Genomic DNA, 26,061 nt, shown 5'->3' with positions numbered 1-26,061 from the left:
AGAGGAGGTGTAACGATGGACACTATTACTATCATCTCCATTTTGCTTGGCATTATCGTCGGTGCCGTTGTTGGCTATTTTGTTCGTAAATCCATTGCTGAGGCAAAAATAGCAGGTGCAAAGAATGCTGCAGAGCAGATTCTTGAAGATGCAAAGCGTGACGCTGATTCATTGAAGAAAGAAGCTTTGCTTGAGGCAAAGGATGAAATTCACAAGCTTCGTACAGAAGCCGAACGTGAGGTTCGTGAACGAAGAAATGAACTGCAAAAACAAGAAAACCGTTTACTGCAAAGAGAAGAGAATTTAGATCGAAAGGATGAATCGTTAAATAAACGAGAAATTCAATTAGAAAAGAAGGATGATTCTCTAAACCAAAGACAACAGCATATTGAACAGATGGAAAGCAAAGTGGACGAGTTGGTACGAAAACAACAAACTGAACTTGAACGTATTTCGAGTTTAACTCGTGAGGAAGCGAAGAACATCATTATCGATAAAATGGAGCAGGAATTAACCTATGACACTGCGATAATGATTAAGGAAAGTGAAAACCGCGCGAAAGAGGAAGCAGATAAGAAAGCGAAAGAAATTCTATCGCTAGCAATCCAGCGTTGCGCTGCTGACCATGTAGCGGAAACGACTGTATCTGTAGTCAACCTTCCAAATGATGAAATGAAGGGTCGTATTATTGGCCGTGAAGGAAGAAATATCCGTACTCTAGAAACACTTACGGGAATTGATTTGATTATCGATGATACGCCAGAGGCAGTAATTCTATCAGGATTCGACCCAATCCGCCGTGAAACGGCTCGATTGGCGCTTGAAAAGTTAGTTCAAGATGGACGTATCCATCCTGCGCGTATTGAGGAAATGGTAGAAAAATCACGTCGTGAAGTGGATGAGTATATTCGTGAAGTGGGTGAACAAACGACCTTTGAAGTCGGTGTTCATGGATTACATCCGGATCTTATTAAAATCCTTGGACGCTTAAAGTTCCGTACAAGTTATGGACAAAATGTCCTAAAGCACTCAATGGAGGTTGCTCAGCTGTCTGGCTTACTTGCAGCTGAACTTGGTGAGGATGAAACGCTGGCACGTCGTGCAGGGCTATTGCATGATATCGGAAAAGCAATTGACCATGAAGTGGAAGGAAGCCATGTTGAAATTGGGGTTGAACTTGCAACTAAATACAAGGAACACCCAGTGGTTATCAACAGTATCGCCTCCCACCATGGTGATACGGAACCAACATCAACCATATCCGTTCTAGTGGCTGCTGCAGATGCATTATCAGCTGCAAGACCTGGAGCACGTAGTGAAACTCTAGAAAACTATATCCGTCGCTTAGAAAAGCTGGAAGAGATTTCTGAGTCCTATGATGGTGTTGAGAAATCCTTCGCCATTCAAGCTGGACGTGAGGTGCGGATTATTGTTAGACCTGATGCAGTTGATGATTTAGCTGCACATCGTTTGGCTCGAGATATTCGGAAACGAATCGAAGAAGAACTAGATTATCCAGGACATATAAAAGTGACAGTCATCCGTGAAACACGGGCTGTGGAATACGCAAAATAAAGCGGTGCTTATGCACTGCTTTATTTTTTTGCTAGGTGTCTAACGGTTAAATAAAATAAAAGTGTGATACAATTTATAGTAAATAAATGCATCACGAAAGGATTACAAATGAACTTATTATTTATTGGAGATGTTGTAGGCTCACCGGGCCGAGATATGGTGAAAGAGTATGTGCCAAAAATTAAAGAAAAATATAGACCTAATTTTACGATAATTAATGGTGAAAATGCTGCAGGAGGCAGAGGGATTACAGAAAAGATTTATCGGGAGTTTTTGGGTTCCGGTGCACAGGCTGTAACGCTCGGAAACCACTCGTGGGATAACAAGGAGATTTTTGAATTCATCGAATCGGCAAAGAATATGGTACGGCCGGCAAATTTCCCTGAAGGTACCCCTGGTAAAGGATTAGTATTTTTTAAGGTAAATGACGTAGAAGTAGCAGTTATCAATTTACAAGGGCGCACTTTTATGCCGCCACTAGATTGTCCTTTTAAAAAGGCGGATGAATTAGTGGAAATAGCACAAGAGAGAACACCATTTATCTTTGTGGATTTCCATGCAGAAGCAACAAGCGAAAAGCAGGCAATGGGCTGGTACTTAGATGGAAGAGTTTCAGCTGTTGTAGGCACACATACACATGTTCAAACCGCTGATAGCCGTATCCTGCCAGGCGGCACAGGCTATTTAACGGATGTAGGGATGACAGGTCCATATGATGGAATTCTTGGTATGGAAAGGGAAGCGGTCATTACCAAATTCCTTACAAGCCTGCCAGTAAGATTTGAAGTCCCTAAAGCGGGTAGAACCCAGCTTAGTGGAGTCTACATGGAACTTGACAGAAAAACTGGCAAGAGCAAAAAAATGGAAAGAATTTTAATAAATGAAGATAATCCTTGGTATTCTTAACCTTCCACTTTTGGAAGGTTATTTCTTTGTCTAGCGCAAGCAGCCTAGGGGCTCGGGGTCATAAGCTTGTCTAGTTTCGGCTCCTTGGGACTCGAGGAATAAGCCACCCCCTGAAGAAGGCAAAAAGCGCCTTCTTGCAGGGTTCGTCTTATTCCTTCGTCCCAGGACAGTCGCCTCCACATTTCTGACAATCCGTCAAGAAGGTAAAGACCAACCTTCTCGCCGGCTCGTCTTATGCCTGTCGCCCCTGTACAAGGCGCTTCCGCTTTTCAAATTTCACCGATAAATATGCACTTTTTTTGTCCAAGCCGGAATATGTCTTTTGCAGAATGAATATAGTAGCAGTGGAATCTTATATACCTGATTTGCTCATGAAACTGCTCATGCCAGGATCGGGATTATACAAGGGGGAGCTAGGAATGGAAATATTAAAAGTTTCAGCAAAATCTAATCCTAATTCTGTAGCTGGTGCACTTGCTGGAGTTCTGCGTGAAAGAGGTGCAGCAGAAATACAGGCGATTGGTGCAGGTGCATTGAATCAAGCTGTTAAGGCAGTAGCGATTGCAAGAGGATTTGTAGCACCTAGCGGAGTTGATTTGATTTGCATCCCTGCGTTCACTGATATTCAGATTGATGGTGAAGAACGCACGGCTATAAAGCTGATTGTTGAACCAAGATGAAAGAGATAGAATCAATGAAGTGATAAAGAAGAATAAAACAATCTTTTACCTGCTTAAATTATAAGCAGGTATTTTTATATACAAAATATAAGAAAAATGTTATTCTAGTATAAATGAAAACGCTTTCTGAGTTTAAGTGTTGAAATAATATATTTTATTAGATTTATTAATAAATCGCATAGCAACAACGTTTTACATCAATTTTATATGGGGATATGCGGAATTAATAAATGTCAATTTTTAAAATATAAAAAAATATTCATATTTTAGACAATATTTCGTCTGAAAGGGTTGCAATTTTTGGTTTAGAGGTCTAGAATTGTAAGCGTTTAGTACATCTCCTAGTTTCAATTGAGTTAGCCTTTAAAGCTTTAAAGGCTAAAATATAGTGAATTACTCGGAATTGTGCTACACTATTAGAGATTTATAAAATATACTTTTTACATATCCAAAGGGGTGTAAGTCATGATCAATCAACTTTCGTGGAAAGTTGGCGGACAACAAGGGGAAGGTATTGAAAGTACTGGGGAAATATTTGCTATTGCATTGAATCGCCTCGGCTATTACTTGTATGGTTATCGTCACTTTTCATCTCGTATTAAAGGCGGTCATACAAACAACAAAATTAGAGTAAGTACGACAGAAGTTCGTTCAATCTCTGATGATCTTGATGTTCTTGTCGGATTTGACCAAGAAACGATCGATTTAAATTACAAAGAGTTACACAGCAAAGGTGTAATACTTGCGGATGCAAAATTCACGCCGAAGAAACCAGAAGATACACAAGCAGCATTGTATGCGGTTCCATTTACAGAAATTGCTACTGAATTAGGAACATCCCTAATGAAAAATATGGTAGCCATTGGTGCTACATCAGCTGTCTTGAATCTTGATATTCATGTTTTTGAAGAAGTAGTCCAAGAGATTTTTGGTAAAAAAGGTGCTCAAGTAGTTGCGAAAAACATGGATGCCATTAAAGCTGGATATGATTATATGAAAAAACAGCTTGTAGATGGCGTTGAAATAATGGAACTTGAAAAAGCTGACGGCAAGAAGCGCATGTTCATGATTGGAAATGACGCTATTGCATTGGGAGCAGTTGCGGCGGGATGTCGTTTTATGGCTGCATACCCAATAACACCAGCTTCTGAAATAATGGAATATTTAATTAAAAAGCTTCCTGCTCTTGGTGGTACAGTTATTCAAACGGAAGATGAAATTGCTGCTTGTACAATGGCAATTGGTGCTAACTATGCTGGTGTTCGTACAATTACGGCATCTGCTGGTCCAGGACTATCATTGAAAATGGAAGCAATTGGTCTTTCAGGTATAACTGAGACTCCACTTGTTGTGGTTGATACTCAGCGTGGCGGTCCATCAACAGGATTACCAACAAAGCAAGAACAGTCAGATTTAATGGCTATGATCTATGGAACACATGGAGAAATCCCTAAAATCGTTATGGCGCCAAGTACTGTAGAAGAGGCTTTCTATGATACAACTGAGGCATTTAACCTTGCTGAAGAATATCAATGTCCTGTAATTGTTCTTACTGACCTTCAATTATCTTTAGGTAAACAGACAGTTGAACCTTTAAGTATGGATAAAGTGGAAATCAGACGCGGAAAGCTTGTAACGGATGAAATTCCTGAGAATGAAAATAAAGCTTATTTCAAACGTTATGAAGTGACGAGTGATGGTGTTTCACCACGTGTTATTCCTGGTATGAAAAATGGTATTCACCATGTAACTGGTGTTGAACATGATGAAACAGGAAAACCTTCTGAATCGGCAGTAAATAGGAACGCTCAAATGGACAAGCGATTCCGTAAAATTGAAAATATTCGTTTCAATACACCAGTGTATAAAAACACTAAGCATGAAGATGCTGACGTTTTACTAGTTGGTTTTAATTCAACTAGAGGTGTAATTGAGGAAGCTATGGTTCGTTTAGAAAATGAAGGAATGAAAGTAAATCACGCTCATATTCGTTTGATTCACCCATTCCCAACGGACGAAGTATTACCGCTTGTTCGTTCTGCAAAGAAAGTAGTGGTTGTTGAAAACAATGCTACTGGTCAATTGGCTAACATTATGAAAATGAATGTTGGGCATGCTGAAAAGATTATTAAACATTTAAAATATGATGGAAATCCATTCCTGCCTCACGAAGTATATACAAAATGTAAGGAGTTGTTCTAAACATGGCCACTTTTAAAGAATTTAGAAATAATGTAAAACCGAACTGGTGCCCTGGCTGTGGCGACTTCTCTGTACAAGCGGCAATGCAACGTGCAGCAGCAAATGTAGGGCTAGAGCCTGAAAACTTAGCTGTTATTTCTGGAATCGGATGTTCTGGTCGTATCTCTGGTTATATTAATTCATATGGCTTCCATGGTATTCATGGCCGTTCATTACCAATCGCTCAAGGTGTAAAAATGGCAAACCGTGATTTAACGGTTATCGCTTCTGGCGGTGACGGTGACGGTTTTGCTATCGGTATGGGACACACGATTCATGCGATCCGTCGTAATGTAGATATCACTTACATTGTTATGGATAACCAAATCTATGGTTTAACAAAAGGACAAACGTCTCCACGTTCTGCTACCGGCTTTAAAACGAAATCATCGCCGCTAGGTTCGATTGAACAACCGATTTCACCAATGGAGATGGCTTTAACTGCAGGGGCAACATTTGTTGCACAAAGTTTCTCTACAGATCTTAAAGACCTAACTGCATTAATTGAAGCAGGCATTAAGCATAAAGGGTTCTCTTTAATTAACGTTTACAGTCCTTGTGTAACCTATAATAAGGTCAACACTTATGATTGGTTTAAAGAAAATCTAACGAAGTTAAGTGATATTGAAGGATATGATCCTTCAAACCGTGAAAACGCTATGCAGACATTGATGAAGCATAATGGTTTAGTTACTGGTTTGATTTATCAAAACACAGAACGTAAATCCTACCAGGAATTGATTAATAATTACTCCGAAACTCCATTAGCAAAAGCAGATCTTAACCTTGATCAAGAATACTTTGATAAATTAGTTAATGAATTTATGTAAAGTTATTAGAAAGTCCCGTAGTAGATTACTACGGGATTTTCTATTGTTTTCAAGCCTATTAACCTTTATACTATAATAATGTGCAGAGGTATGTTAGGCAGGATCCTAATACACTAGTACAGGGAAAAAATTACCTTTTCATAGACAAATTTTAATCCGATTGAAAGGAGATTTATTATTCATGAATGAAAAACAACGTATAGATGCTCAACAAATCGAAGCTGCTAATTCTTCGGACAAAAAATCCGCCAAGGATTACAGTAAGTACTTTGAGCAAGTAATTACTGCACCTTCTTTAAAAGACGCTAAAAAGCGTGGTAAAGAAGAAGTGAAGTATCATAACGATTTCTCTATTCCAGAAGAATTTCGCGGTATGGGAGAAGGTCGTAAGTTTTATATCCGTACCTATGGCTGCCAAATGAATGAACATGATACGGAAGTAATGGCAGGGATCTTTTTGGCTCTTGGGTATGAACCTACAGATTCAACAGAGGATGCCAATGTTATTCTTTTAAATACCTGCGCAATTCGTGAAAATGCAGAAAACAAAGTGTTTGGTGAACTAGGGCATTTAAAGCATTTAAAGTTAGAAAAGCCAGATTTACTATTGGGTGTATGTGGATGTATGTCACAGGAAGAATCCGTAGTTAATAAGATTCTAAAAACATATAACCAAGTTGATATGATTTTCGGTACACACAATATTCATCGTCTGCCAAATATCTTACATGAAGCATACATGTCCAAAGAAATGGTAGTAGAGGTTTGGTCAAAAGAAGGTGATGTTATCGAAAACCTTCCAAAAGTAAGACGCGGAAATATTAAGGCGTGGGTTAACATTATGTACGGCTGTGACAAATTTTGTACCTATTGTATTGTTCCATTTACACGTGGTAAAGAGCGAAGCCGTCGTCCTGATGAGATTATCCAAGAAGTACGCCATTTAGCTGCACAAGGCTACCAGGAGGTTACGCTCTTGGGCCAAAATGTCAATGCGTATGGGAAAGATTTAGAGGGTGTGAACTATGGTTTAGGTGAACTTATGGATGAATTACGGAAGATAGATATTCCGCGTATTCGTTTTATGACAAGTCATCCACGTGATTTTGATGACCATTTGATTGAAGTTCTTGCAAAAGGCGGCAATTTAATGGATCATATCCACCTTCCTGTTCAGTCCGGGTCCACTGATGTATTAAAAATTATGGCTCGTAAATATACGAGAGAACAATACCTAGAACTGGTACGCAAGATTAAAGCAGCGATTCCCAATGTTTCCTTAACCACTGATATTATTGTTGGTTATCCAAATGAAACGGATGAACAATTTGAAGAAACAATGTCTTTATATCGTGAAGTGGGCTACGAACTAGCGTATACGTTCATATATTCACCTCGTGAGGGTACCCCTGCTGCAAAAATGCAGGATAATGTCCCAATGGAGGTAAAGAAGGAACGTTTACAGCGTTTAAATGCTTTAGTTAATGAAATGTCTGCTGAGGCAATGAAGAAATATAAAGGCCAAATCGTCGAAGTTCTTGTCGAAGGGGAAAGCAAGAATAATCCTGAAGTACTTGCAGGATATACTTCTAAAAGCAAGCTTGTTAATTTTGCTGCACCTAAATCAGCAATTGGTAAAATTGTTAAAGTGAGAATTACAGATGCAAAAACATGGTCATTAAACGGAGAAATGTTGGAAGAATTAGAACCAGTAGAGGTGAAATAAAGTGGCTAAATACACAAAAGACGATATCATCGCCCGCGCACAAGAATTAGCACGTATGATTGCGGAAACAGAGGAAGTTGATTTCTTTAAACGTGCAGAAGCACAGATTCACGTAAACGCAAAAGTTAGTACGCTAATTTCTGATATTAAGGGTTTGCAAAAGCAAGCAGTTAATCTACAGCATTACGGTAAGCCAGAAGCACTTAAAAAGGTGGAAGACAAAATTGCTTCCATCGAACAGGAACTAGACGATATTCCGGTGGTTCAAGAGTTTAAGCAATCTCAAATTGAAGTAAATGAATTACTTCAGTTAATTTCCACAACCATCTCAAATAAGGTAACAGATGTCATTATTGAATCAACCGGTGGAGATGTATTAAAAGGTGAAACAGGTGCAAGCCTAAGCAATGGCGGGTCTTGCGGGAATCACGACGACCATGACCATAATCATTAAATAAAATCAAACCAGGCTTAGTTAATGCCTGGTTTTTTTTACATTTTCTCACAGAAGGAAATCCCCCTGACTTAAATACATGCCTAATTGTAACCTACCTAAAACTCCCGCATAAAATGAACTATGACTAAACTTTTAACCAGTATTCTCAGAAATATATCGCACACTAGTCTAAAAAATTGCATAGGATGAAATGAAAATGAATGAGGAGGTTTCGCGCGAAATGGGAGAATACAGAGAGATAATTGTTAAGGCCGTAGTAGCGAAAGGGCGTAAATTCACCAATTCCAATCATACGATTAGCCCGGCACATAGTCCAACCAGCATACTTGGCTGTTGGATTATCAACCATAAATACAACGCGAAAAAAGTCGGCAAAACTGTAGAGATACACGGCTCTTATGACATCAATGTATGGTACTCATACAATGACAATACCAGAACAGAAGTTGTTACTGAATGTGTTAAATATACAGATGTCATTAGGTTAAAATACCGTGACCATGATTGCTTGGATGACAATGAGATTTGTGCTCGTGTTTTGCAACAGCCTAATTGTTGTGAAGCAGTCATCTCCCCAAATGGCAATCGAATCATTGTCCATGTTGAAAAGGAATTCCTAGTGGAAGTAATTGGTGAAACAAAAGTATGTGTCGCCATTAATCCAAAGGGCTGCCATGATGATGACGATGATTGGGGAATGGATGTTGACGATGAGGAATTTGAGGAATTAAACCCAGATTTCTTACTTGGAGTCGAAGAAGAATAAACATACTAGGAAGTTTCTACTTCCTAGTTTTTTCTTTTTAATAATAGTATTATAAATCTATAAATGAATTAATGTATGATTAAAAAGAAAAATCAGCAAGCTATTTTTAGGAGGTGTCAATGATATGGAGCCTAGACAACCCGGAAATAACAAACTGCCTGATTTCGACCAATTAAACGACAGGATGATTGCTGAGCAGCCCTCAGAACCACATTTAATTATTAAAACCAATCTTGACCCGCAGGATTCTACTGAAAACAACCCATATTATCAGGGGAAGGAAACCAGTAATCCCAAAGCATTTAAAGACTATTTTGAGGAATAATGAAAGCCAGGATTTATTTTCCTGGCTTTGTTTTTTTATGAGTAATAGAGGACTAATTTTAATCTCTAAGTTTCTAATTTTGGAAAATGCGTGTTACCACCTCGTGATTAAGAAATTTTTCTTTAAAATAAAGAATATTTTATCTATTCTAAGTGTATATCGAGTTATATACTAAGATAAAGAAATAATTAATCCGTTTTTTTCTGAGGTGTGCAATGAATATAGAGAAATATATAAAATTAATTGGAAATGAATTACTGCCCAATATCCAACTATCGACGGAAGGTCCGTTTGATCCAATTATTGTGAAGAATTTCTCGAATACGTGGAAAACAATAGGCAGCGGAAATTATGCAGGCGTTTTTTTGCATCAATCAAATCCTAAATGGGTGGTTAAGGTGTATGGAAGAAAACCTGAGGAATTAAAAAAGGAAGTAGAGGTATATAAAAAATTAGGTCAGCACGAATCCTTTTCTGCATTAGTTGACTATGGTGACAATTATTTAATTTTAAAAAGGATAGATGGAATGAATTTGTTCGATGCAGTTGTAAAAGGCAACCCTATACCAGAATCAGTTATCCGGGACGTAGATGAGGGGATAGCATATGCTCGTTCAGTAGGTTTAAATCCCTTTGATGTCCATGGAAAAAATGTTGTTATGAGTAACGGAAGAGGGTATATTGTGGATGTTTCAGATTTTTATAAGCAGGGTAAATGTCGTAAATGGGATGACTTGAAAAAAGCGTATTACAAAATTTATCTGCCGTTTATTTATAAATATCATCTGCCTATTCCTTTTTTTATTGTCAACAGTGTCAGAAAAGGGTATCGCTTATATAGAAAAATAAAAAAGGGAAATATATAAAAACTATATTTCCCTTTTTATATTGTTTATCGATTTGTATTTTGGAACTGAATCATGAACTCACTAAAAGCTTTACATGTTTCATACGGGACAGAGTTGTAAGTAGAAGCGCGGCAGCCTCCTACAGAACGATGTCCGTTTACACCGATGAATCCTTCGCGCTTAGCTTCTGATAAGAATTTTTTCTCCAATTCTTCATCTTTTACTCGGAATGTAATATTCATAAGTGAACGGCTTTCAGGTTCAGCGTGGCCAACATAAAAACCATTGCTTTGGTCGATTGCATCATATATGAGTTTCGCTTTTCCCTCGTTACGATCAGTAAGGGCATTGATTCCGCCTAATTCTTTTATCCAGCTCAAAACTTCACCAAGCATATAGATTCCGAATGTCGGAGGTGTGTTATATAAAGAGTTGTTTTTTGAATGGGTACTATACTTTAACATTGTCGGGATGTTAGGATTAGCTTTTTCAATCATATCCTTACGAATAATTGCCACTGTAACACCAGAAGGACCGAGATTTTTTTGAGCACCGGCATAAATTAAGCCAAACTTGCTGACATCAAAGGGCTTGGATAAGATATCACTAGACATATCCGCAATTAATGGTACTTCACCTGTATCTGGAAAGTCCCTCCATTGTGTTCCATATATCGTATTGTTTGACGTGAGATGAATATAGGCATCTGTTGGATTGTATTGTAATTCCTCTAATTGAGGGATTTGTCGATATTGATTTTCCTTCGTGCTGGCAACATGATAAGGATCCCCAAATAACTTTGCTTCAGAAAAGGCCTTTTCAGACCAAGAACCTGTCATAACATAGCCTGCTTTTTCCCCTGGCTTCAAGAAGTTCATGGGTACCATTGAAAACTGAAGACTTCCTCCACCTTGTAGAAAAAGTACCTCATATTCTTCCGGAATAGATAATAATTCTTTTAGAAGGGCAATGGCATTATTGTGTACTTCTTCATAGGCTGCGCTTCGGTGGCTAAGTTCCATGACTGACATACCAGTGCCACGAAAATCAATAAGTTCCTGCTTGGCTTTTTCAAGCACCTCAAGTGGAAGGGCGGATGGTCCTGCATTAAAATTATAGGCACGCTGTATTAGTGATTTCATTTTCTCACTCCCCATTTTCATTTATTAGAATATAACATATTTTCTAATACTTTAAATAGAAAAGAATCAAAATATTTCATTGATATATCAATATTTTTAGTGAATGCGGTTACATTTGTTGGGAATAATAAGTATTTATTTTTAATATTCTGATATTATGGTGATATAGATAATTATTGTTAGAAAGGAGAGGAAAACTTGGATTTCCCTTTCTATATATTTGGAATTCATCCCCATCTATTGTTTGAAGCGCTTGCATACTTCATTGGCTTTCGTGTGTATTTATACACGCGGAATAAGGATAAGATTCCGGTGGATACAGCCCTATGGGTGGTAGTAGGTGCAGTACTTGGTGCAGCAATTGGTTCGAAATTGCTTTATTGGTTTGAAGATCCCTTTAAGACAATAGAAAATTGGAATCGTATCATCTATTTGATGGAGGGTAAAACGATTGTAGGTGGATTATTAGGAGGATTAATTGGCGTTGAAACGGCTAAAAAGTTGATTGGCTGGAAACGCTCAACCGGTGATGATTTTGTATTGCCCCTCACGGTTGGGATGATGATCGGGAGAATGGGCTGCTTTTTTACTGGCTTGGATGACCATACATATGGCGTGGAGACAACATGGATTACAGGAGTTGATTTTGGCGATGGAATAAATCGCCATCCTACACAATTGTATGAAATAGTATTCTTGGGAATTCTACTTCTTGTCCTTTATAAGCTTAAAAGGAATAGCACGGGTTGGGAGGGCTTACTATTCCAATTGTTTATGCTTGGTTATCTGGGATTTCGGTTAATGATAGATTTTATTAAACCTACTCCACATCCTTTTTGGGGTTTAAACAATATACAAATTGCAAGCTTACTAGGAATAGCGTATTACATCTGGCTCATTTCAAAAAAACAAAGTGAGAAAAGGAGAGGATTTCATGCCTAATCGTCCTTATTTGTTTTACGAACTAACGAATAGCATATGTTCGGCGTGTTTACGAAAAGTGGAGGCAAAGGTCATTATTGAAAATGAAAAAGTTTATCTTTTGAAAAGATGTATGGAACACGGACCTGAAAAGGTGTTAATATCCACCGATGTTGCCTATTACAAGTGGTGCCGGGAATTTATTAAACCTTCAGAAATGCCGTATCGCTGGAACACGCCAATTAAGTATGGCTGTCCCTATGATTGCGGGCTTTGTCCTGACCATGAGCAGCATAGCTGTTTAACACTTTTGGAAATAACCGAAAGATGTAATTTGAAGTGCCCGATTTGTTATGCAGAATCTTCTCCTCAAAAGGGTAGTTTCCGAAGCTTGGAGAAAATTGAATTTATGTTAGAGAACATTATTAAAAATGAGCATCAAGCAGATATTGTTCAAATCAGCGGCGGGGAACCAACGATTCATCCGCAGTTTTTTGACATTCTTGATATGGTGAAATCTAGACCGATTCGACATATTATGGTGAATACAAATGGTTTACGAATTGCCAATGATAAAGAATTTGTGAAAAGACTGGCAGCCTATACACCTGGATTTGAAATCTATCTTCAATTTGATAGTTTTGAAAAAGAAGCACTCGAGGAGTTAAGAGGCGTAGACTTAAGGGATATTAGACAAAAGGCAATTGAAAACTTAAACGAATATAATATTTCGACCACACTTGTGGTCACGCTGAAAAAAGGCTTAAATGATCATGAAGTAGGAAAAATCATCCAATATGGTTTGCAGCAAAAATGTGTCCGCGGAGTAACTTTCCAGCCCATTCAAGCAGCGGGGAGGTTAGAAGAATATGATCCATCTGTCAATCGCTTGACTTTAAGTGAGGTAAGGCAAATGATTATTGACCAATCGAATGTTTTTGGTTCGAAAGATATCATTCCAGTACCATGCCATCCAGATTGTCTTGCCATGGGATATGCCTTTAAAATGAATGGTGAATCCACTCCGCTGACTGGTTTGATTGATCCGAATATATTACTCGAAGGGGAACGTAATACGATTGTCTTTGAACAAGATGAAAATATTAAGAATATGATTTATAAATTGTTTTCATTAAATCATTCACCAGATTCCTCTGCGTTGTCATTAAAAGATTTATTGTGTTGTCTTCCAAAGGTTTCGATGCCAGGTGATATTGGTTATGACAACGTCTTTCGTGTCATTATTATGCAGTTTTTAGATGCCTATAACTTTGATGTCCGCTCAGTTAAAAAATCGTGTGTCCATATTGCTCATCCCGATGGTCGTATTATTCCGTTTGATACCTATAACTTATTTTACCGAGACGACAAAGAGTTAGAATTGAAGAAGATTCAGGAAGAACTTGAGACAAGAAAATTTGTAAAGTGAAAAAACAGGAGTGTGATTGTTGATGGTTCAAAATCAGATGAATGATGGCTCCTTAAAAGACCTTTGGATTGGGATTGGGATTTCAATTGGGATTTACGCTCTTACTTTTTTCTTATTGCTCGGATTAATGGGGATATTTTCGATTTTTTTTGGAATCATCGCAATCATTGTCCTTATTGTTATTAGCTTCTTAAAGGGGAAAAAAAGATTGGGGCAGGGACTATTAATTGGCTTTGCTATTGTGTTTTTATTAACTGCGGCTTGTTTCGGAATTCTAATTGTAACGTTAAGCCATTGAAGTGTATTTCAGATAAATAGCTTCAGGTGCATTTAATGAGGCTATTCTTTATATATTTGGTATAAGCAAATTAGATAAAAAACGCTGAATTTTCAGCGTTTTTTTCATTTTTTAGTAGATATTCTAATGGTGATTATTCAGAAAATAAAAAACATTATGAATATATTGACAAGTGTATACGCCGAATGTAGAATTACAGTTAGTAAAAGAAAGCGCTTTTTCTACGTTTTTCACCGGTAAAACGTAGAAAAATATAGAATTAAAATTTTAGTGTAGCTATAACTGAAATTATAGCTGTTGTACCTTGCAGGCCACAAGGGAGGCAGTGTTTACCATTTTCAAAAAAATGAAAACAAATATAGGGAGGATAATAAATGGCAAAGAATATCAGTAAAAATATGCTTAAGTTTTTAGTCGTCATTCTAGCGTTCCAAGATGTAGCTGCTGGTGTAGCAGGATCCATTATGGCTGACATCATTAAGGCATTTCCTGAATATGATCCAACCATTGTTATGTTGGTAGCTACTTTTCCGGGTCTTATACAAATCGTTCCTGCACTTTTTTATGGAAAACTTACAAAAGTGTTTAAAAAGAAAACATTGTTATTTATCGGTTTGACCTTATTTATTATTGGTGGCACACTCCCAACCTTTATAGATAACCTGCCGCTGATTATTGCGATGAGAGGACTTTTAGGGTTAGGTGTAGGGATAACAATGCCGTTATCTATAGATGTAATTACAGATTTCTTTGACGGTAGAGAAAGAGATTTCTTAATTGGATTTGGAACTTCCACGGTTGCTTGTATTGGGGCAATATTCTTCCAGTTAGGCGGCGGGATTTTAGCTGATTCCTTTGGCTGGCAATATGGTTTCCTAACATACCTTTTCCCAATTTGGATTTTAGCTATTACCATGTTGTATCTTCCTGAACCTGAGAAGAAACAGATATCAGAAGCTACTGGCTCAAAGGTTAAGGTCAAGCTTCCGAATGCAATTTATTGGGTATGTTTAGGACAGGTATTTTATTCTGGTTTGATTTTTGGTTATGTAACGAATATTTCAGTTGTTATACAGGGGGACCAACTAGGTAATGCAACAGAGGCAGGTATGGCGATCTCCGTATTCACTTTTGGTACACTGGTAGCTGGGTTTATATTCGGAAAAATAAAACATGCACTGCCAACCTTCTATCTGCCTGCAGGCGTTTTAGTTACAGGAATTGGGATGGCAATCTGTTATTTCTCACCAACCTTAACAATGATTTTTGTTGGCAGTATTATTGGTGGGTTTGCAATGGGAATTGGACTTCCAGGGGTATTCACTAAAGTTTCAGAACTTACTCCTCCTGGTGCCCCTCCAGCAGTAGGGTTAGTTGTGGTAGGCCAAGGTTTAGGCGGAATTTTAGGGCCATTTGGATTCCTAATGGTACAGAACATTTTTAATCAGGATATTGGCAGATTTCCATTAGCAGTAAGTGCAATCGGATTAATTATCTTGGCTCTGATATGGGCGATAGCGGTAAGAAAACCGAAAAGGGATTTAGAGGTTACCTTAAATTCATAAAAATCCTTATTAAACTGAAGACACCTCATTCTTTTGGCTAGGTGAATGGTTTCGTTCACTACAAAATTGATAGGGGTGTCTCCTATTATGAAGGAGATCAAAGACAAGGAAATGGAAATGGAAATGGAAGGGTAGGTTTATATGGGAAATACCTCAAAGATTCTGGAGAATACTTATTGATTAGAGGAGGAAACACTTTGAATTCTAGATTAAAAGTATTGAATAAATCACCTTTTCAAAAGTTAACCGTATTTGCGTCAGCACTGGTTTTATTGTCAGGCTGCTCATATAAAAATTTTACGGAACAAGAAGTGAAAGCAGAATCCATTAAAACGAAGTCAAATGTGCAAAATGATATAAGTAAGCAGATTGACGGAAAGGATTTAGCAAAACCGAATATCGTTTATATTGTTTTAGATGATTCAGGGTATTCAGACCTCGGAAGCTATGGATCAGAAATCCAAACACCAAACTTAGATATGTTAGCGGAGAACGGGCTTCGCTACAACAATTCTCATGTTTCACCGGTTTGTTCTCCAACACGTGCTGCATTGCTGACAGGGCGGAACCCTCATGACATTGGAATGGCAACGGTAGCCAATTTTGATATGGGACCAGAATATCCGAATAAACGAGGACGGATTAATCCCGAAGCTGGCACAATCGCCGAGGTACTAAAGGAAGAAGGGTATAATAGCTATGCATTGGGGAAATGGCATTTATCTCCATCCCATCAGGCAACTCCTGCCGGCCCCTATGAAAATTGGCCGCTCGGTAAGGGCTTTGACCGTTTTTATGGAATCTTGGAAGATTCCAGTGATCAATATAAGCCAGAGCTTGTCCAAGATAATAGTTTTATTGATGTGCCAGAAAAGGAAAACTATCATTTTTCCGAGGACATTGTAGATAAAGCTAATCAGTATGTCACTGATCAAGCTTCTATTAGTCCAGAAAAGCCTTTCTTCCTGTATTTAGCCTTCGGCGCTCAACACCAGCCGGTTCAGGTTCCTCAGGAATACATCGATCAGTACAAAGGAGTCTACGACAAAGGCTGGGATAAAATCCGTGAAGAAAGGTTCAATAAGCAAAAAGAACTAGGCATTATACCAAATAATTCAGTCTTATCTCCGCTTAACCCAGGAGTAAAACCTTGGGACCAGCTTACAGATGATGAGAAAAGAGCTTTTGCTCGTCTGCAAGAAACGTATGCAGGTTTTTTAACACATACTGATGAGCAAATTGGACGTTTTATTGAAAATTTAGACTCTGTCGGTGAATTGGATAATACGATGATAGTTTTTTTATCAGACAATGGGGCAAGTGCCATGGGGAAAGCCACTGGTTCAATCAATCATACACTAGCATACAACGATTTGCCGGAAACTTTAAATGATATCGTCCAAAATATTGATAATTTTGGTACTGACAAAACAAAAGTCGAATTCCCGGCTGGCTGGGCACAGGTTAGTAACACTCCATTTAAATTATATAAATCAACAATGTATGAAGCAGGAACGAAAACCCCAATGATTGTCTATTACCCGCAAGCAATCAAAGAGAAAGGGGCTATCCGCGATCAGTATATACATGTTAGTGATATCACACCTACTGTTTACGATTTAGCGGAAATCGAGATTCCAAAAGAAATAAAGGGAGTAAAGCAAATTCCGCTTCACGGTGAGAGTTTTTCGGATACATTAAGCAATAGTCAAGCTGCAGGAAAAGATACACAATATTACGAGAACAACGGACAGCGGGCCATTTACCATGACGGGTGGAAAGCGATTGCTCTTCATACAAAGGGACAGCCATATGATAATGACGTTTGGCAGCTCTACCATTTAGCAGAAGATCCTACGGAATCAAACAACCTAGCTGCAAAATATCCAGAAAAGTTAAAAGGACTTCAGAAGTTATGGGACAAAGAAGCAAAGAAATATGATGTTCTGCCAATGACCGACATTATGGGAGATGGGTTTTTAGTAATTCCTAGTGATTCCAATCGGGCCAGAACCACCTTTACCTTCTATCCTGGCATGTCCCTGCTGCCAGAAGGTGCATCACCATTTATCATAAACCGACCATATTCGATTACGATTCCGATTAATCGGGGGCAATCGGATGATGGCGTCTTGCTGGCATTGGGAAACTATGAGAGCGGTTATACACTTTATATTAAAGCTAATAAACTAGTTTATGAGTATAACGTTGGGACCAAGGTTTATCGGATTGAAACAGAAGCCCCTGTTGGCCAATCCACGATCAAGTACGAATTTAACCCAACCAATCCTCATAAAGGTATTGGCAGTCTCTTTATTAATGGGAATGAGGCAGGAAATGTAACAATCGATCAAACTCATAAATTTAAAATAAGTTTTGAAGGATTGGACATCGGTAGAGATTCTCATTATCCTGTGAGTCCGGTCTATGAAAATGAAGGGGATTTTGGGTTTTCAGGGGAGCTTGAAAAAGTAGTTTACCAACTACAATAAAAAAGAAAAATTGTCCATTGGAAGAAAAGGAATGGAGCCAGTAACAATCATCTGCGTTACTGGCTTTTATTTTTATGATTAGCAATACATTAAATCTCAAAATGTTGATGAAATACCATTTGTATGGCAGAGTGGAGAACCAACCTTAATGGGCCTTGGTTTTCCATTATATTCACAGATATATGAAATTAATGGTTCAACTAATCGAAAATGGATTACCAGTTAAAAGACCCCTTATTGTTAAAAGATAAATTAATAAAATAAATTATTATTTAAAAATTTTCAGAATTTATTGACAGAGTAAAGTTGTGAAGCTAAAATTATAGTTAGTTAATGAAAGCGTTTTTAACTTGATATTTTTACTATTTATAGGTTAAAAACATAAAACTAAAATTTTAGTAAAGAGAAACATTACTGCTTTAAAGTTTTTTAGAAAGTGAGGTTATGAAGGATGTCGGATGTTAATACTAGAAAAATTCAAACCGGAAACTATCAAACTTTTATTAATGAGGGTGGAGATAAGCAGTCATCTGAGACCATTATTTTTCTTCACGGCAGCGGCCCAGGGGTAAGTGCTCAGTCAAATTGGAAGGAAATATTACCTCATTTTCAGGGGGTATTCCATGTAGTGGCACCTGATATCTTTGGCTTTGGAAATACCGATCATCCTGAGAATTACCCAAAAAATGGGGCAGAGTGGATGAACATCAGGGTTAAGCAGGTGATTGAGCTAATGGATGCTATAGAGGTTGATAAAGCCCATTTAGTTGGAAACTCCCTTGGAGGTGTTATCGCTCTTCACCTTTTAATGTATGCTCCAGAACGGTTTGACCGTGTCGTTTTAATGGGAGCAGGCGGAGGGATAACAGAACCTACTCCTGAGTTGGCAAAATTGGCAAACTTCCACAAAGATCCGGATCCAGTTGCCTTTAAAAACTTATTGAGCTGGTTCTTATATGATAAAAGTATTCTTGAGGATAAACTTGAGAAAATCGTATCAGAGCGGTTAGAGCTGTTCTTAAGACAGGATGTTCGCAAATCTTATGAAGAAAATTTCTCAAAGACCCATTTGTCAGATATGCTGGTTCCACCTTCAGCACTCAAAGAAATGAAGCATGAAATTTTACTTATACATGGACATCAAGATCGTTTTGTACCGCTTCAAAGCAGTCTTTATGTTATGGATTATTTGCCAAATGCACAGCTTCATATCTTCAAACGTTGTGGACATTGGGCTCAGGTGGAGCAAAAAGAGAGATTTATTAAACTTACATCAGATTTTTTCAACGGTGAAATATAAGAATTAATATATTGATAGTATTTATCTATTTAAATATACCGTTGAATCCCTTACCTTATTATTAAGGGAACATAAACAAAAAGAGGATAAAGGGTGTATAGAAAAATGAAAATAGATCAGGCATATCGATATATTAAAATGCAAATTATTGATGGTACATGGGAACCTGAATCCGCAATTAATGTTAATGACATTACTGCACATCTGAACATAAGCAGAACTCCTGTTCATAAGGCATTAGCGAGGCTTGAACAAGAGGGATTTCTATCTATTATTCCTCAAGTAGGGGTATATGTTAAAAGACCAGAGCAAAGTGACGTTTTAGAACGGTTATTGGTTTGTGCAAATCTGGATGCCTTAATGACAGAACGTGCTGCATTTAAGCTCAACGAAGATGAACTTACATATATGAAAGAGACATTGACGATGATGGACAATCCAGATTTATCCGAGGATGAGTTTTCTGCCCTCAATATTGAGTTTCACCGAACTATTTATGAAGCCTCCAAGTTAACGTATGCACTTAGTCTTGCTAAGCAGCTTTGGGATTACCTTAATTATGTTGGAAATCCAGTAGTTTTGTTTTCAAAGGATAGAAGAAAGCAATCACAAGCTGAACACTGGTTAATCTATTATAGTTTAAAAGAAAAAGACTCTAAATTAGCAAAAAAGCTGATGGAAAAACATTTGCTTCGGGTTGCCGAAGCAGTAGGCTTGAAATACCAGGATATAGATTCAAATCAGCATATGTTTAACTAGAATTAGTGCAAGACACGGATTTGCCACTATTTTGCGGGAGGTAATAAGATGGAACAAAGTGTGTTGGAAACCAAAAATGAATTGGTAGAAAGAGCGAGGGCTCTTATTCCTAAACTGAGAGAGTATAGTGATGACATTGATAAGAATAGCAGAATTCCTGATGTTATTATTGACGAATTGAAAAATCAGGGTCTTTTGAAAGTACTTAGACCACATATGTTTGGTGGTTATCAAACAAATATGAGAGCTTTCACAGAGGTCGTTACCGAAATATCCCGCGGGAATGGTTCAGCAGGTTGGTTCGTATGTCTAAGTAATATTCGTGATTATATGATCTCTTACACATTTGGAGAAAAAGCACTGAATGAAATCTATAATACTGGCAAAGATGTAGTCCTTGCAGGAAATTTCAAACCGATTAAGTGTGATATCAAAAAAGTAGATGGCGGCTATTACATTGAAGAAGCCCAATGGCCATTTGTTTCTGGCAGCCCTCATGCTGACTGGTGCTACTTTGGATTCCCATTGGTGGATGAAAAAGGCGGAATGGAAATGGCCATTATGGTTATTCCGCATGAAGAACTTGAGGTTCTTGACGACTGGCATGTTATGGGACTAAAGGGTTCCGGCAGCAATAGCTGTAGAATTCAAAATGTATTTGTACCTGAACACAGGGTATCATTGGATCGACTAGCGAGCAAAGGTCATTACTTAATTGATCCGCTTAAGGATGTTGCTTTATACAAATCTTCTTTTGTTCCATCTCTTACCTTATCGATTGTAGGGCCGGCTTTAGGGCTTGCACAGGCAGCGATGGATCTATATATGGAAAGACTTCCGAAAGCTGGAATTGGAAACACCTTTTATCATAAACAAAATGAAGCACCAATCACACATCACCAAGTTGCCCAAGCGCAATTGAAAATTGATACTGCTGAAATGTTTTTATACCGTGCTGTGGATAAAATTGATAGCTATGCTGAACGCGGAGAGGTAATGGATTCTGCTGAAATTGTAAAAGTTAAGGCGGATTTCGGCTATGTAAATCAATTATGTAAGGAAGCGATTGATCTTCTAGTTGCTGGAGTCGGTTCCATGTTTACCTACCATAATAATCCGTTACAGTTAGTTTATCGTGACTTTTTCGCCATGCACCTACATGGTTTCATTACACCATCAAGCTTAATTGAAACATACGGAAGAATTCTTTGCGGTCAAGAACCAAATACCTATTTTGTTTAATCTAAAATGAAAAGGCTTTCTATATTCTGAAAATTACAAGAAAATTATAGGAGGAGTAAACATGAGTTTACCAGAAATCGCAAAGTTAGGACACGTCGCTTTAGTTTCAGCGGATCTTGAAAAGTCACTTTGGTTCTTTAAGGAATTAATCGGATTAGAAGAAACAGAAGAAGTGAATGGCACCCATTATTTACGCGCATGGGGAGATTTTGAACATCACACGTTGTCCATAACTGCGGGTGAAAAGTCATATGTTGATCATATCGCATGGAGAACAAAACGTCCGGAGGATGTAGAGCAATTTGCTAATCTACTTCAAGAAGCAGGTACAGAAGTAAACTGGGTGGAGTCTGGAGTGGAAGCAGGTCAAGGCAGGGCAATTCGCTTTAAATTGCCAAGTGAGCACCGGTTTGAAATTTACTATGACATGGAAAAAACATTAGCTGAGCCATCCAAACGTTCAGTGTTAAAGAATCAGACTTATAAATCTTGGGCAAAAGGATGTTCACCGCGAAGAATTGACCATGTTAATATTCTTTCATCATTAAAGGCAAATGTTATTTCAGATTACTTAATGGAAAAGCTTGGCTTCAAAATGAGAGAATGTGTTCAAGCTCCAGATGATTCATTACTAGGTGCTTGGTTAAGCGTAACACCTCTGGTTCATGATATTGCAGTCAGCCATGACCCATTCTCACCATCAACACATCAGATTCATCACTTGTCCTACTGGCTTGATAATGCCCAAGACCTTCTTCGAGCCGCTGATATCTTAACAGAGCATGGACTTAAGTTTAAAGGTCCTGGTAAGCACGGTATTTCCCAAGCGATGTATTTATACGTTGTCGACCCAGGCAGTGGAGTACGCGTTGAATTGTTCACGAATGGTTATTTAATCTTTGAACCTGATTGGGAACCGATTGTATGGACTTTAGATGAAATGGATGTAGGCTTTACCTTCTGGGGAGACCAAACAGACACCTTACCTGAAAATAATCCAACCATTGAAGCGTAATAGAATGGCAAGTGTCTAGACAGCCGTCTCGATAATTACTAAACAGAAAAGAGGTACTTATGATATGGATGATCGTCAATTTCGAACTGCTATGGGGAAATTTGCAACAGGAGTAACCGTTATTGCTACAGATGTGGAAGGAGATGTGCATGGGATGACAGCGAATGCTTTCATGTCCGTGTCACTTGATCCGAAACTGGTTGTAATCTCTATTGGAGAAAAAGCTCGAATTCTTGAAAAAATTAAACAAAGCAAATCCTTTTCAGTCAATATTTTAGCTGCTGACCAACAAGAACTTTCGATGATTTTTGCAGGACAGTTGAAGGAACACCGCGAAGTGGAGTTTGACCGACTTGATGGAAAGCCTGTATTAAAAGGGGCAGTTGCACAAATTGCCTGTGAGGTATCAGCCGAACATCTTGAAGGCGATCACACACTATTCATTGGAAGAGTCACAGATATTCATTTAGAAGATGCTGAACCGCTTGTATTTTACAGTGGAAAGTACCGAGCTTTAGTTGAAGAAAAAGCAGTACCGGTATAATTAACACTTTAATTGAAAAGGGGAAAGCTGTAATGGATATTCAAAAAGCAGCAACTGCTTTATTGGAAGCAGAAAATGAGAAAAAACCGATTGCTCCATTCACATCGTCAACAGAAGAAATTTCTGTTGACGATGCTTATAACATCCAGCTTTACCAAATTCGGCAAAAGGTAGAAAACGGTGCTGTTATTGTTGGAAAAAAGATTGGGCTAACAAGCAAAGCAATGCAGGAAATGCTTAATGTTAACGAACCAGATTATGGACATCTCCTAAATGACATGATATATGGAGATGGTGACACGATTCGTCTTAATAAATTTATTCAGCCGAGGATTGAATTTGAGATTGCGTTTGTTCTGAAAAAGGATTTAATAGGTCCGGGAGTGACTATGACCGATGTGATTGAAGCAACGGATTATGTCGTCCCTGCGCTTGAAATTATTGACAGTCGAATAAAGGATTGGCAAATCAAATTTGAGGATACAGTTGCAGACAATGGTTCATCTGCCGGTGCAATTATTGGAAGTACAACTGCTAAACTTGATGATTTAGATTTAGCATCGGTTAGTATGACAGTAACAAGAAACGGTGAGTTTTTAGACTCAGCATTTGGTTCAGCGGTAATGGGACATCCTGCCGAAGCCGTTGCTTGGTTAGCCAATACACTTGGCAGCTACGGCATTTCTCTTAATGCTGGTGAAGTAATTCTTTCAGGAGCACTTTCAAAAGCTATTCCGATTGAAGATGAAGATACATTCACAGCTGAATTTGAAAATATAGGCGTTGTAACTGCTTCTTTCAAGAAATAGAAACACGCTAAAAAAGATTAAGACTCCTTGTATGTAAAATGTAAGGAGTCTTTATTTTAAATTAAGAACTAATATATGAAAAGAATCTTTTTAATACTTAATCTTAAATGGGAAAAAGGTGGGTTTATGAAGGGTAACTCAGGCAAACTATTGGAACCTAACTACATAGAAGATGGAAATAAAAAAATTCTTACCACTGCTGGTGCCTTTGGACTATTACGTAAGGGAATAATAGAGAACTTAGGGTCAAAGAGAGCCAAGGGTTTTTTGCTTCGTTATGGCTGGAGCTTGGGTGTCAGTGACGCTGAAGAAGCAATGGTAACGAGTACCTCAATAGAATATCTTATTAAACAAGCCTCCCTTCTCCATTTAAGTACAGGGCATATTGGAGATGTCCAGTCTGAAAGATTTATTGAATTGGTTGATCCTGAAAATATAAAAACAATCAGAGCAAAAGGGAAGTGGATCCATTCATTTGAAGCATATGAGCATCTTAAACATCATGGAAAATCAGATGCACCTGTATGTCACACCCTAACAGGATATGCAAGTGGCTATATGTCTACGATTTGTAAAAAGAGTGTCATTGTCAAAGAAATTAGTTGTATCGCTAAAGGAGACCCTGAATGCTGTTTCGAAATGAAACTCCAAGAGGATTGGGGATTGGAGATTCAGGAAGAGGTAAAACTCTATCATGAGATAAATATAATTGAAGAATTAGAGTATACTTACGAACAATTGTTAGAGCAGCGTAATTATATCGATAAGGTATCCAAATTTCATAAAAAACTAACGGAAAGTATTTCTAATGGCAGCAATTTGCAGGATATTGCCGATTCCACTTTTGGGTTATTACAAATTCCAATATCAATCGAAGATTTAAGCTTTCAAAAAATTGTTTACTCGGGAATGAACGAGGAAGAATATAGCAGTCTGAGTAAAGAATTGAAAGAGAGCTTAATTCGGAAAAATAGGAAAAACAACATACTGCCCCTTTTTAAAGAGACCACTAGACTAAAAACTGAAAATCAGGAACGACTAGTAACTCCAATCATTGTGCAAAAAAAGGTAATTGGATATTGTACATTTCTTTATTTAAATGATACAGAGAAAAGTGCTGAAAATAATATTATGTTTATTGAGAGGGTAGCAAACGCAGCTTCTTTATACCTTTTAAATGAAAAGACTAGCTTTGAAGCACTTGAAAAAATGAAGGGTTATTTTTTGGAACAAATTCTAAAGGGACAATATACTTCCAGGGAAGAAATTATTAATCGCGGTCGATACATGGGGGTTGATCTTGAATCTCCATTTTATATTGCAGCAATAGATTATATAGAGAATGGCAAGGCAGTAAAAGATAGAAACGATCACTATGACCAAATCTTAGAATCAATGGCAAAATATTTGGATATTCAAGGATATAAAGCACTTATCGGTCAATATGACGGTAAAATTATTATGCTGATACCTGAGTTGTCAAATCTATTACCTAATATGCAAAAAGTCTTAAAACATATTGAAACGACGCATCCTTCCTACAAATATAAAATTGGAATTAGTGACAAATCTGAAGAAATTGAACATGTTTTGGAACATTTAGATGAATCACTAATCAGCCTGAGAATGTCCACGGAGAAAAAAATCATTCATTTTAAAGATTTGGGGATTGTGGGTATCTTGATTAATTCGAAAAATGTTAGCGGGATTAAGAAAATTGCCAAACAAGAATTAGGACCTCTTTATAAATTAGGGGAGAGCAAACAAAAAGAATTATTGAAAACACTTTATGTTTTTTTATCAAATGGTGGAAAACTTCAACAAACGATGGATGATTTATCTTTATCAATGAGCGGACTTATGTATCGGATTAACAAGATAGAAAATCTAATCAATAAAGATTTACGAGACTCATCACAAAGCTATCAGTTACTGCTGATTTTAGATTCACTCTTAGCTTTAGGGGAGCTAGAAATATAGATTTAAAATCCAATAAAAACCTACTAAAAATCAAGGTAAAATCAAATAGTTATTATTCTAGATAAATATAATCAAATCTTCTAAAATTTCAGTAACAACAAAATGTAAGGGATTTCAAATGAGATTGTTTTTACAAGGAGCATTCCTGTTAGAAGGATTTTCGGGGACTTGAACAACAAAGAGCCCTCTTGGTATGATACGGGGTGTCAAA

23 protein-coding genes are annotated in these 26,061 nt (G+C 37.7%); 22 read left to right on the top strand and 1 reads right to left on the bottom strand.

All coding sequences use genetic code 11. The annotated features are described in order from the left end of the window. Positions 1-15 precede the first annotated feature (15 nt). The 10 genes from rny (at position 16) to MLOOGBEN_RS25975 (ending at position 10,372) form a co-directional block, all read left to right on the top strand. The gene (rny, locus tag MLOOGBEN_RS26020) at positions 16-1,575 is read left to right on the top strand and encodes a ribonuclease Y (RefSeq protein ID WP_179161176.1); all 1,560 of its coding nucleotides are present in this window, start codon (positions 16-18) and stop codon (positions 1,573-1,575) included. A 108-nt stretch (positions 1,576-1,683) separates the two neighbouring features. Continuing rightward, complete coding sequence (locus MLOOGBEN_RS26015) at positions 1,684-2,481, top strand: TIGR00282 family metallophosphoesterase (protein ID WP_179161175.1); 798 nt, start codon at positions 1,684-1,686, stop codon at positions 2,479-2,481. A gap of 419 nt (positions 2,482-2,900) precedes the next feature. Then, entirely contained in the window at positions 2,901-3,161 is a 261-nt protein-coding gene (gene spoVS, locus MLOOGBEN_RS26010) for a stage V sporulation protein SpoVS (protein WP_003181955.1), read from the top strand. A gap of 465 nt (positions 3,162-3,626) precedes the next feature. Continuing rightward, positions 3,627-5,363, top strand: a complete 1,737-nt coding sequence (locus tag MLOOGBEN_RS26005; RefSeq protein ID WP_179161174.1) for a 2-oxoacid:acceptor oxidoreductase subunit alpha — start codon at positions 3,627-3,629, stop codon at positions 5,361-5,363. Between the two features lie 2 nt (positions 5,364-5,365). After that, on the top strand, positions 5,366-6,232 hold the full coding sequence (locus MLOOGBEN_RS26000) for a 2-oxoacid:ferredoxin oxidoreductase subunit beta (protein ID WP_179161173.1): 867 nt from the start codon (positions 5,366-5,368) through the stop codon (positions 6,230-6,232). Positions 6,233-6,413: 181 nt separating this feature from the next. Further along, a complete protein-coding gene (gene miaB, locus MLOOGBEN_RS25995) occupies positions 6,414-7,958 on the top strand; it encodes a tRNA (N6-isopentenyl adenosine(37)-C2)-methylthiotransferase MiaB (RefSeq protein WP_179161172.1) in 1,545 nt (514 codons plus the stop codon). A gap of 1 nt (position 7,959) precedes the next feature. Continuing rightward, positions 7,960-8,412, top strand: a complete 453-nt coding sequence (locus MLOOGBEN_RS25990; protein WP_179161171.1) for a YlbF/YmcA family competence regulator — start codon at positions 7,960-7,962, stop codon at positions 8,410-8,412. 223 nt (positions 8,413-8,635) lie between these two features. Further along, positions 8,636-9,181, top strand: a complete 546-nt coding sequence (locus MLOOGBEN_RS25985) for an outer spore coat protein CotE (protein WP_179161170.1) — start codon at positions 8,636-8,638, stop codon at positions 9,179-9,181. 124 nt (positions 9,182-9,305) lie between these two features. After that, the gene (locus tag MLOOGBEN_RS25980; protein WP_179161169.1) at positions 9,306-9,506 is read left to right on the top strand and encodes a hypothetical protein; all 201 of its coding nucleotides are present in this window, start codon (positions 9,306-9,308) and stop codon (positions 9,504-9,506) included. A gap of 215 nt (positions 9,507-9,721) precedes the next feature. Next, positions 9,722-10,372: a protein kinase family protein gene (locus tag MLOOGBEN_RS25975; protein ID WP_179161168.1), complete on the top strand. Its 651-nt coding sequence runs from the start codon at positions 9,722-9,724 to the stop codon at positions 10,370-10,372. A 26-nt stretch (positions 10,373-10,398) separates the two neighbouring features. Here the strand turns inward: MLOOGBEN_RS25975 and serC are convergent, their stop codons facing one another. After that, positions 10,399-11,496 carry a 3-phosphoserine/phosphohydroxythreonine transaminase gene (gene serC / locus MLOOGBEN_RS25970; RefSeq protein WP_179161167.1) on the bottom strand — a complete coding sequence of 366 codons (1,098 nt, stop codon included), beginning with the start codon at positions 11,494-11,496 and terminating at the stop codon, positions 10,399-10,401. A 198-nt stretch (positions 11,497-11,694) separates the two neighbouring features. On the opposite strand from serC, the gene MLOOGBEN_RS25965 reads away from it, so the two are divergent. From MLOOGBEN_RS25965 to MLOOGBEN_RS25910, 12 genes are all read left to right on the top strand, one after another. Continuing rightward, positions 11,695-12,438 (top strand): prolipoprotein diacylglyceryl transferase, encoded by a 744-nt coding sequence (locus MLOOGBEN_RS25965; protein WP_179161166.1) that lies wholly within the window; start codon positions 11,695-11,697, stop codon positions 12,436-12,438. Then, a complete protein-coding gene (locus tag MLOOGBEN_RS25960) occupies positions 12,431-13,846 on the top strand; it encodes a radical SAM protein (RefSeq protein ID WP_179161165.1) in 1,416 nt (471 codons plus the stop codon). The genes MLOOGBEN_RS25965 and MLOOGBEN_RS25960 overlap by 8 nt, the downstream gene beginning before the upstream one ends. A 22-nt stretch (positions 13,847-13,868) precedes the next feature. Continuing rightward, a complete protein-coding gene (locus tag MLOOGBEN_RS25955) occupies positions 13,869-14,144 on the top strand; it encodes a hypothetical protein (RefSeq protein WP_179161164.1) in 276 nt (91 codons plus the stop codon). Between the two features lie 374 nt (positions 14,145-14,518). Next, positions 14,519-15,709, top strand: coding sequence for an MFS transporter (locus MLOOGBEN_RS25950; RefSeq protein ID WP_179161163.1), 1,191 nt, complete (start codon positions 14,519-14,521; stop codon positions 15,707-15,709). Between the two features lie 197 nt (positions 15,710-15,906). Then, a complete protein-coding gene (locus MLOOGBEN_RS25945; protein WP_179161162.1) occupies positions 15,907-18,201 on the top strand; it encodes an arylsulfatase in 2,295 nt (764 codons plus the stop codon). 451 nt (positions 18,202-18,652) lie between these two features. Then, a complete protein-coding gene (locus MLOOGBEN_RS25940) occupies positions 18,653-19,501 on the top strand; it encodes an alpha/beta fold hydrolase (RefSeq protein WP_179161161.1) in 849 nt (282 codons plus the stop codon). Positions 19,502-19,606: 105 nt separating this feature from the next. Next, positions 19,607-20,260 carry a GntR family transcriptional regulator gene (locus MLOOGBEN_RS25935; protein WP_179161160.1) on the top strand — a complete coding sequence of 218 codons (654 nt, stop codon included), beginning with the start codon at positions 19,607-19,609 and terminating at the stop codon, positions 20,258-20,260. A gap of 48 nt (positions 20,261-20,308) precedes the next feature. Further along, complete coding sequence (locus MLOOGBEN_RS25930; RefSeq protein ID WP_179161159.1) at positions 20,309-21,502, top strand: acyl-CoA dehydrogenase family protein; 1,194 nt, start codon at positions 20,309-20,311, stop codon at positions 21,500-21,502. A gap of 61 nt (positions 21,503-21,563) precedes the next feature. Next, positions 21,564-22,517, top strand: a complete 954-nt coding sequence (locus MLOOGBEN_RS25925) for a VOC family protein (protein WP_179161158.1) — start codon at positions 21,564-21,566, stop codon at positions 22,515-22,517. A gap of 64 nt (positions 22,518-22,581) precedes the next feature. After that, positions 22,582-23,061, top strand: coding sequence for a flavin reductase family protein (locus tag MLOOGBEN_RS25920; RefSeq protein ID WP_179161157.1), 480 nt, complete (start codon positions 22,582-22,584; stop codon positions 23,059-23,061). Positions 23,062-23,093: 32 nt separating this feature from the next. Continuing rightward, positions 23,094-23,870, top strand: coding sequence for a 2-keto-4-pentenoate hydratase (locus MLOOGBEN_RS25915; protein ID WP_179161156.1), 777 nt, complete (start codon positions 23,094-23,096; stop codon positions 23,868-23,870). 126 nt (positions 23,871-23,996) lie between these two features. Continuing rightward, a complete protein-coding gene (locus MLOOGBEN_RS25910) occupies positions 23,997-25,850 on the top strand; it encodes a V4R domain-containing protein (RefSeq protein ID WP_179161155.1) in 1,854 nt (617 codons plus the stop codon). Positions 25,851-26,061 lie beyond the last annotated feature (211 nt).

The organism is Bacillus sp. EB106-08-02-XG196, from assembly GCF_013396335.1.
Classification (GTDB): Bacteria; Bacillota; Bacilli; order Bacillales; family Cytobacillaceae; genus Neobacillus.
This window is presented reverse-complemented; position numbering and strand designations above follow the sequence as displayed.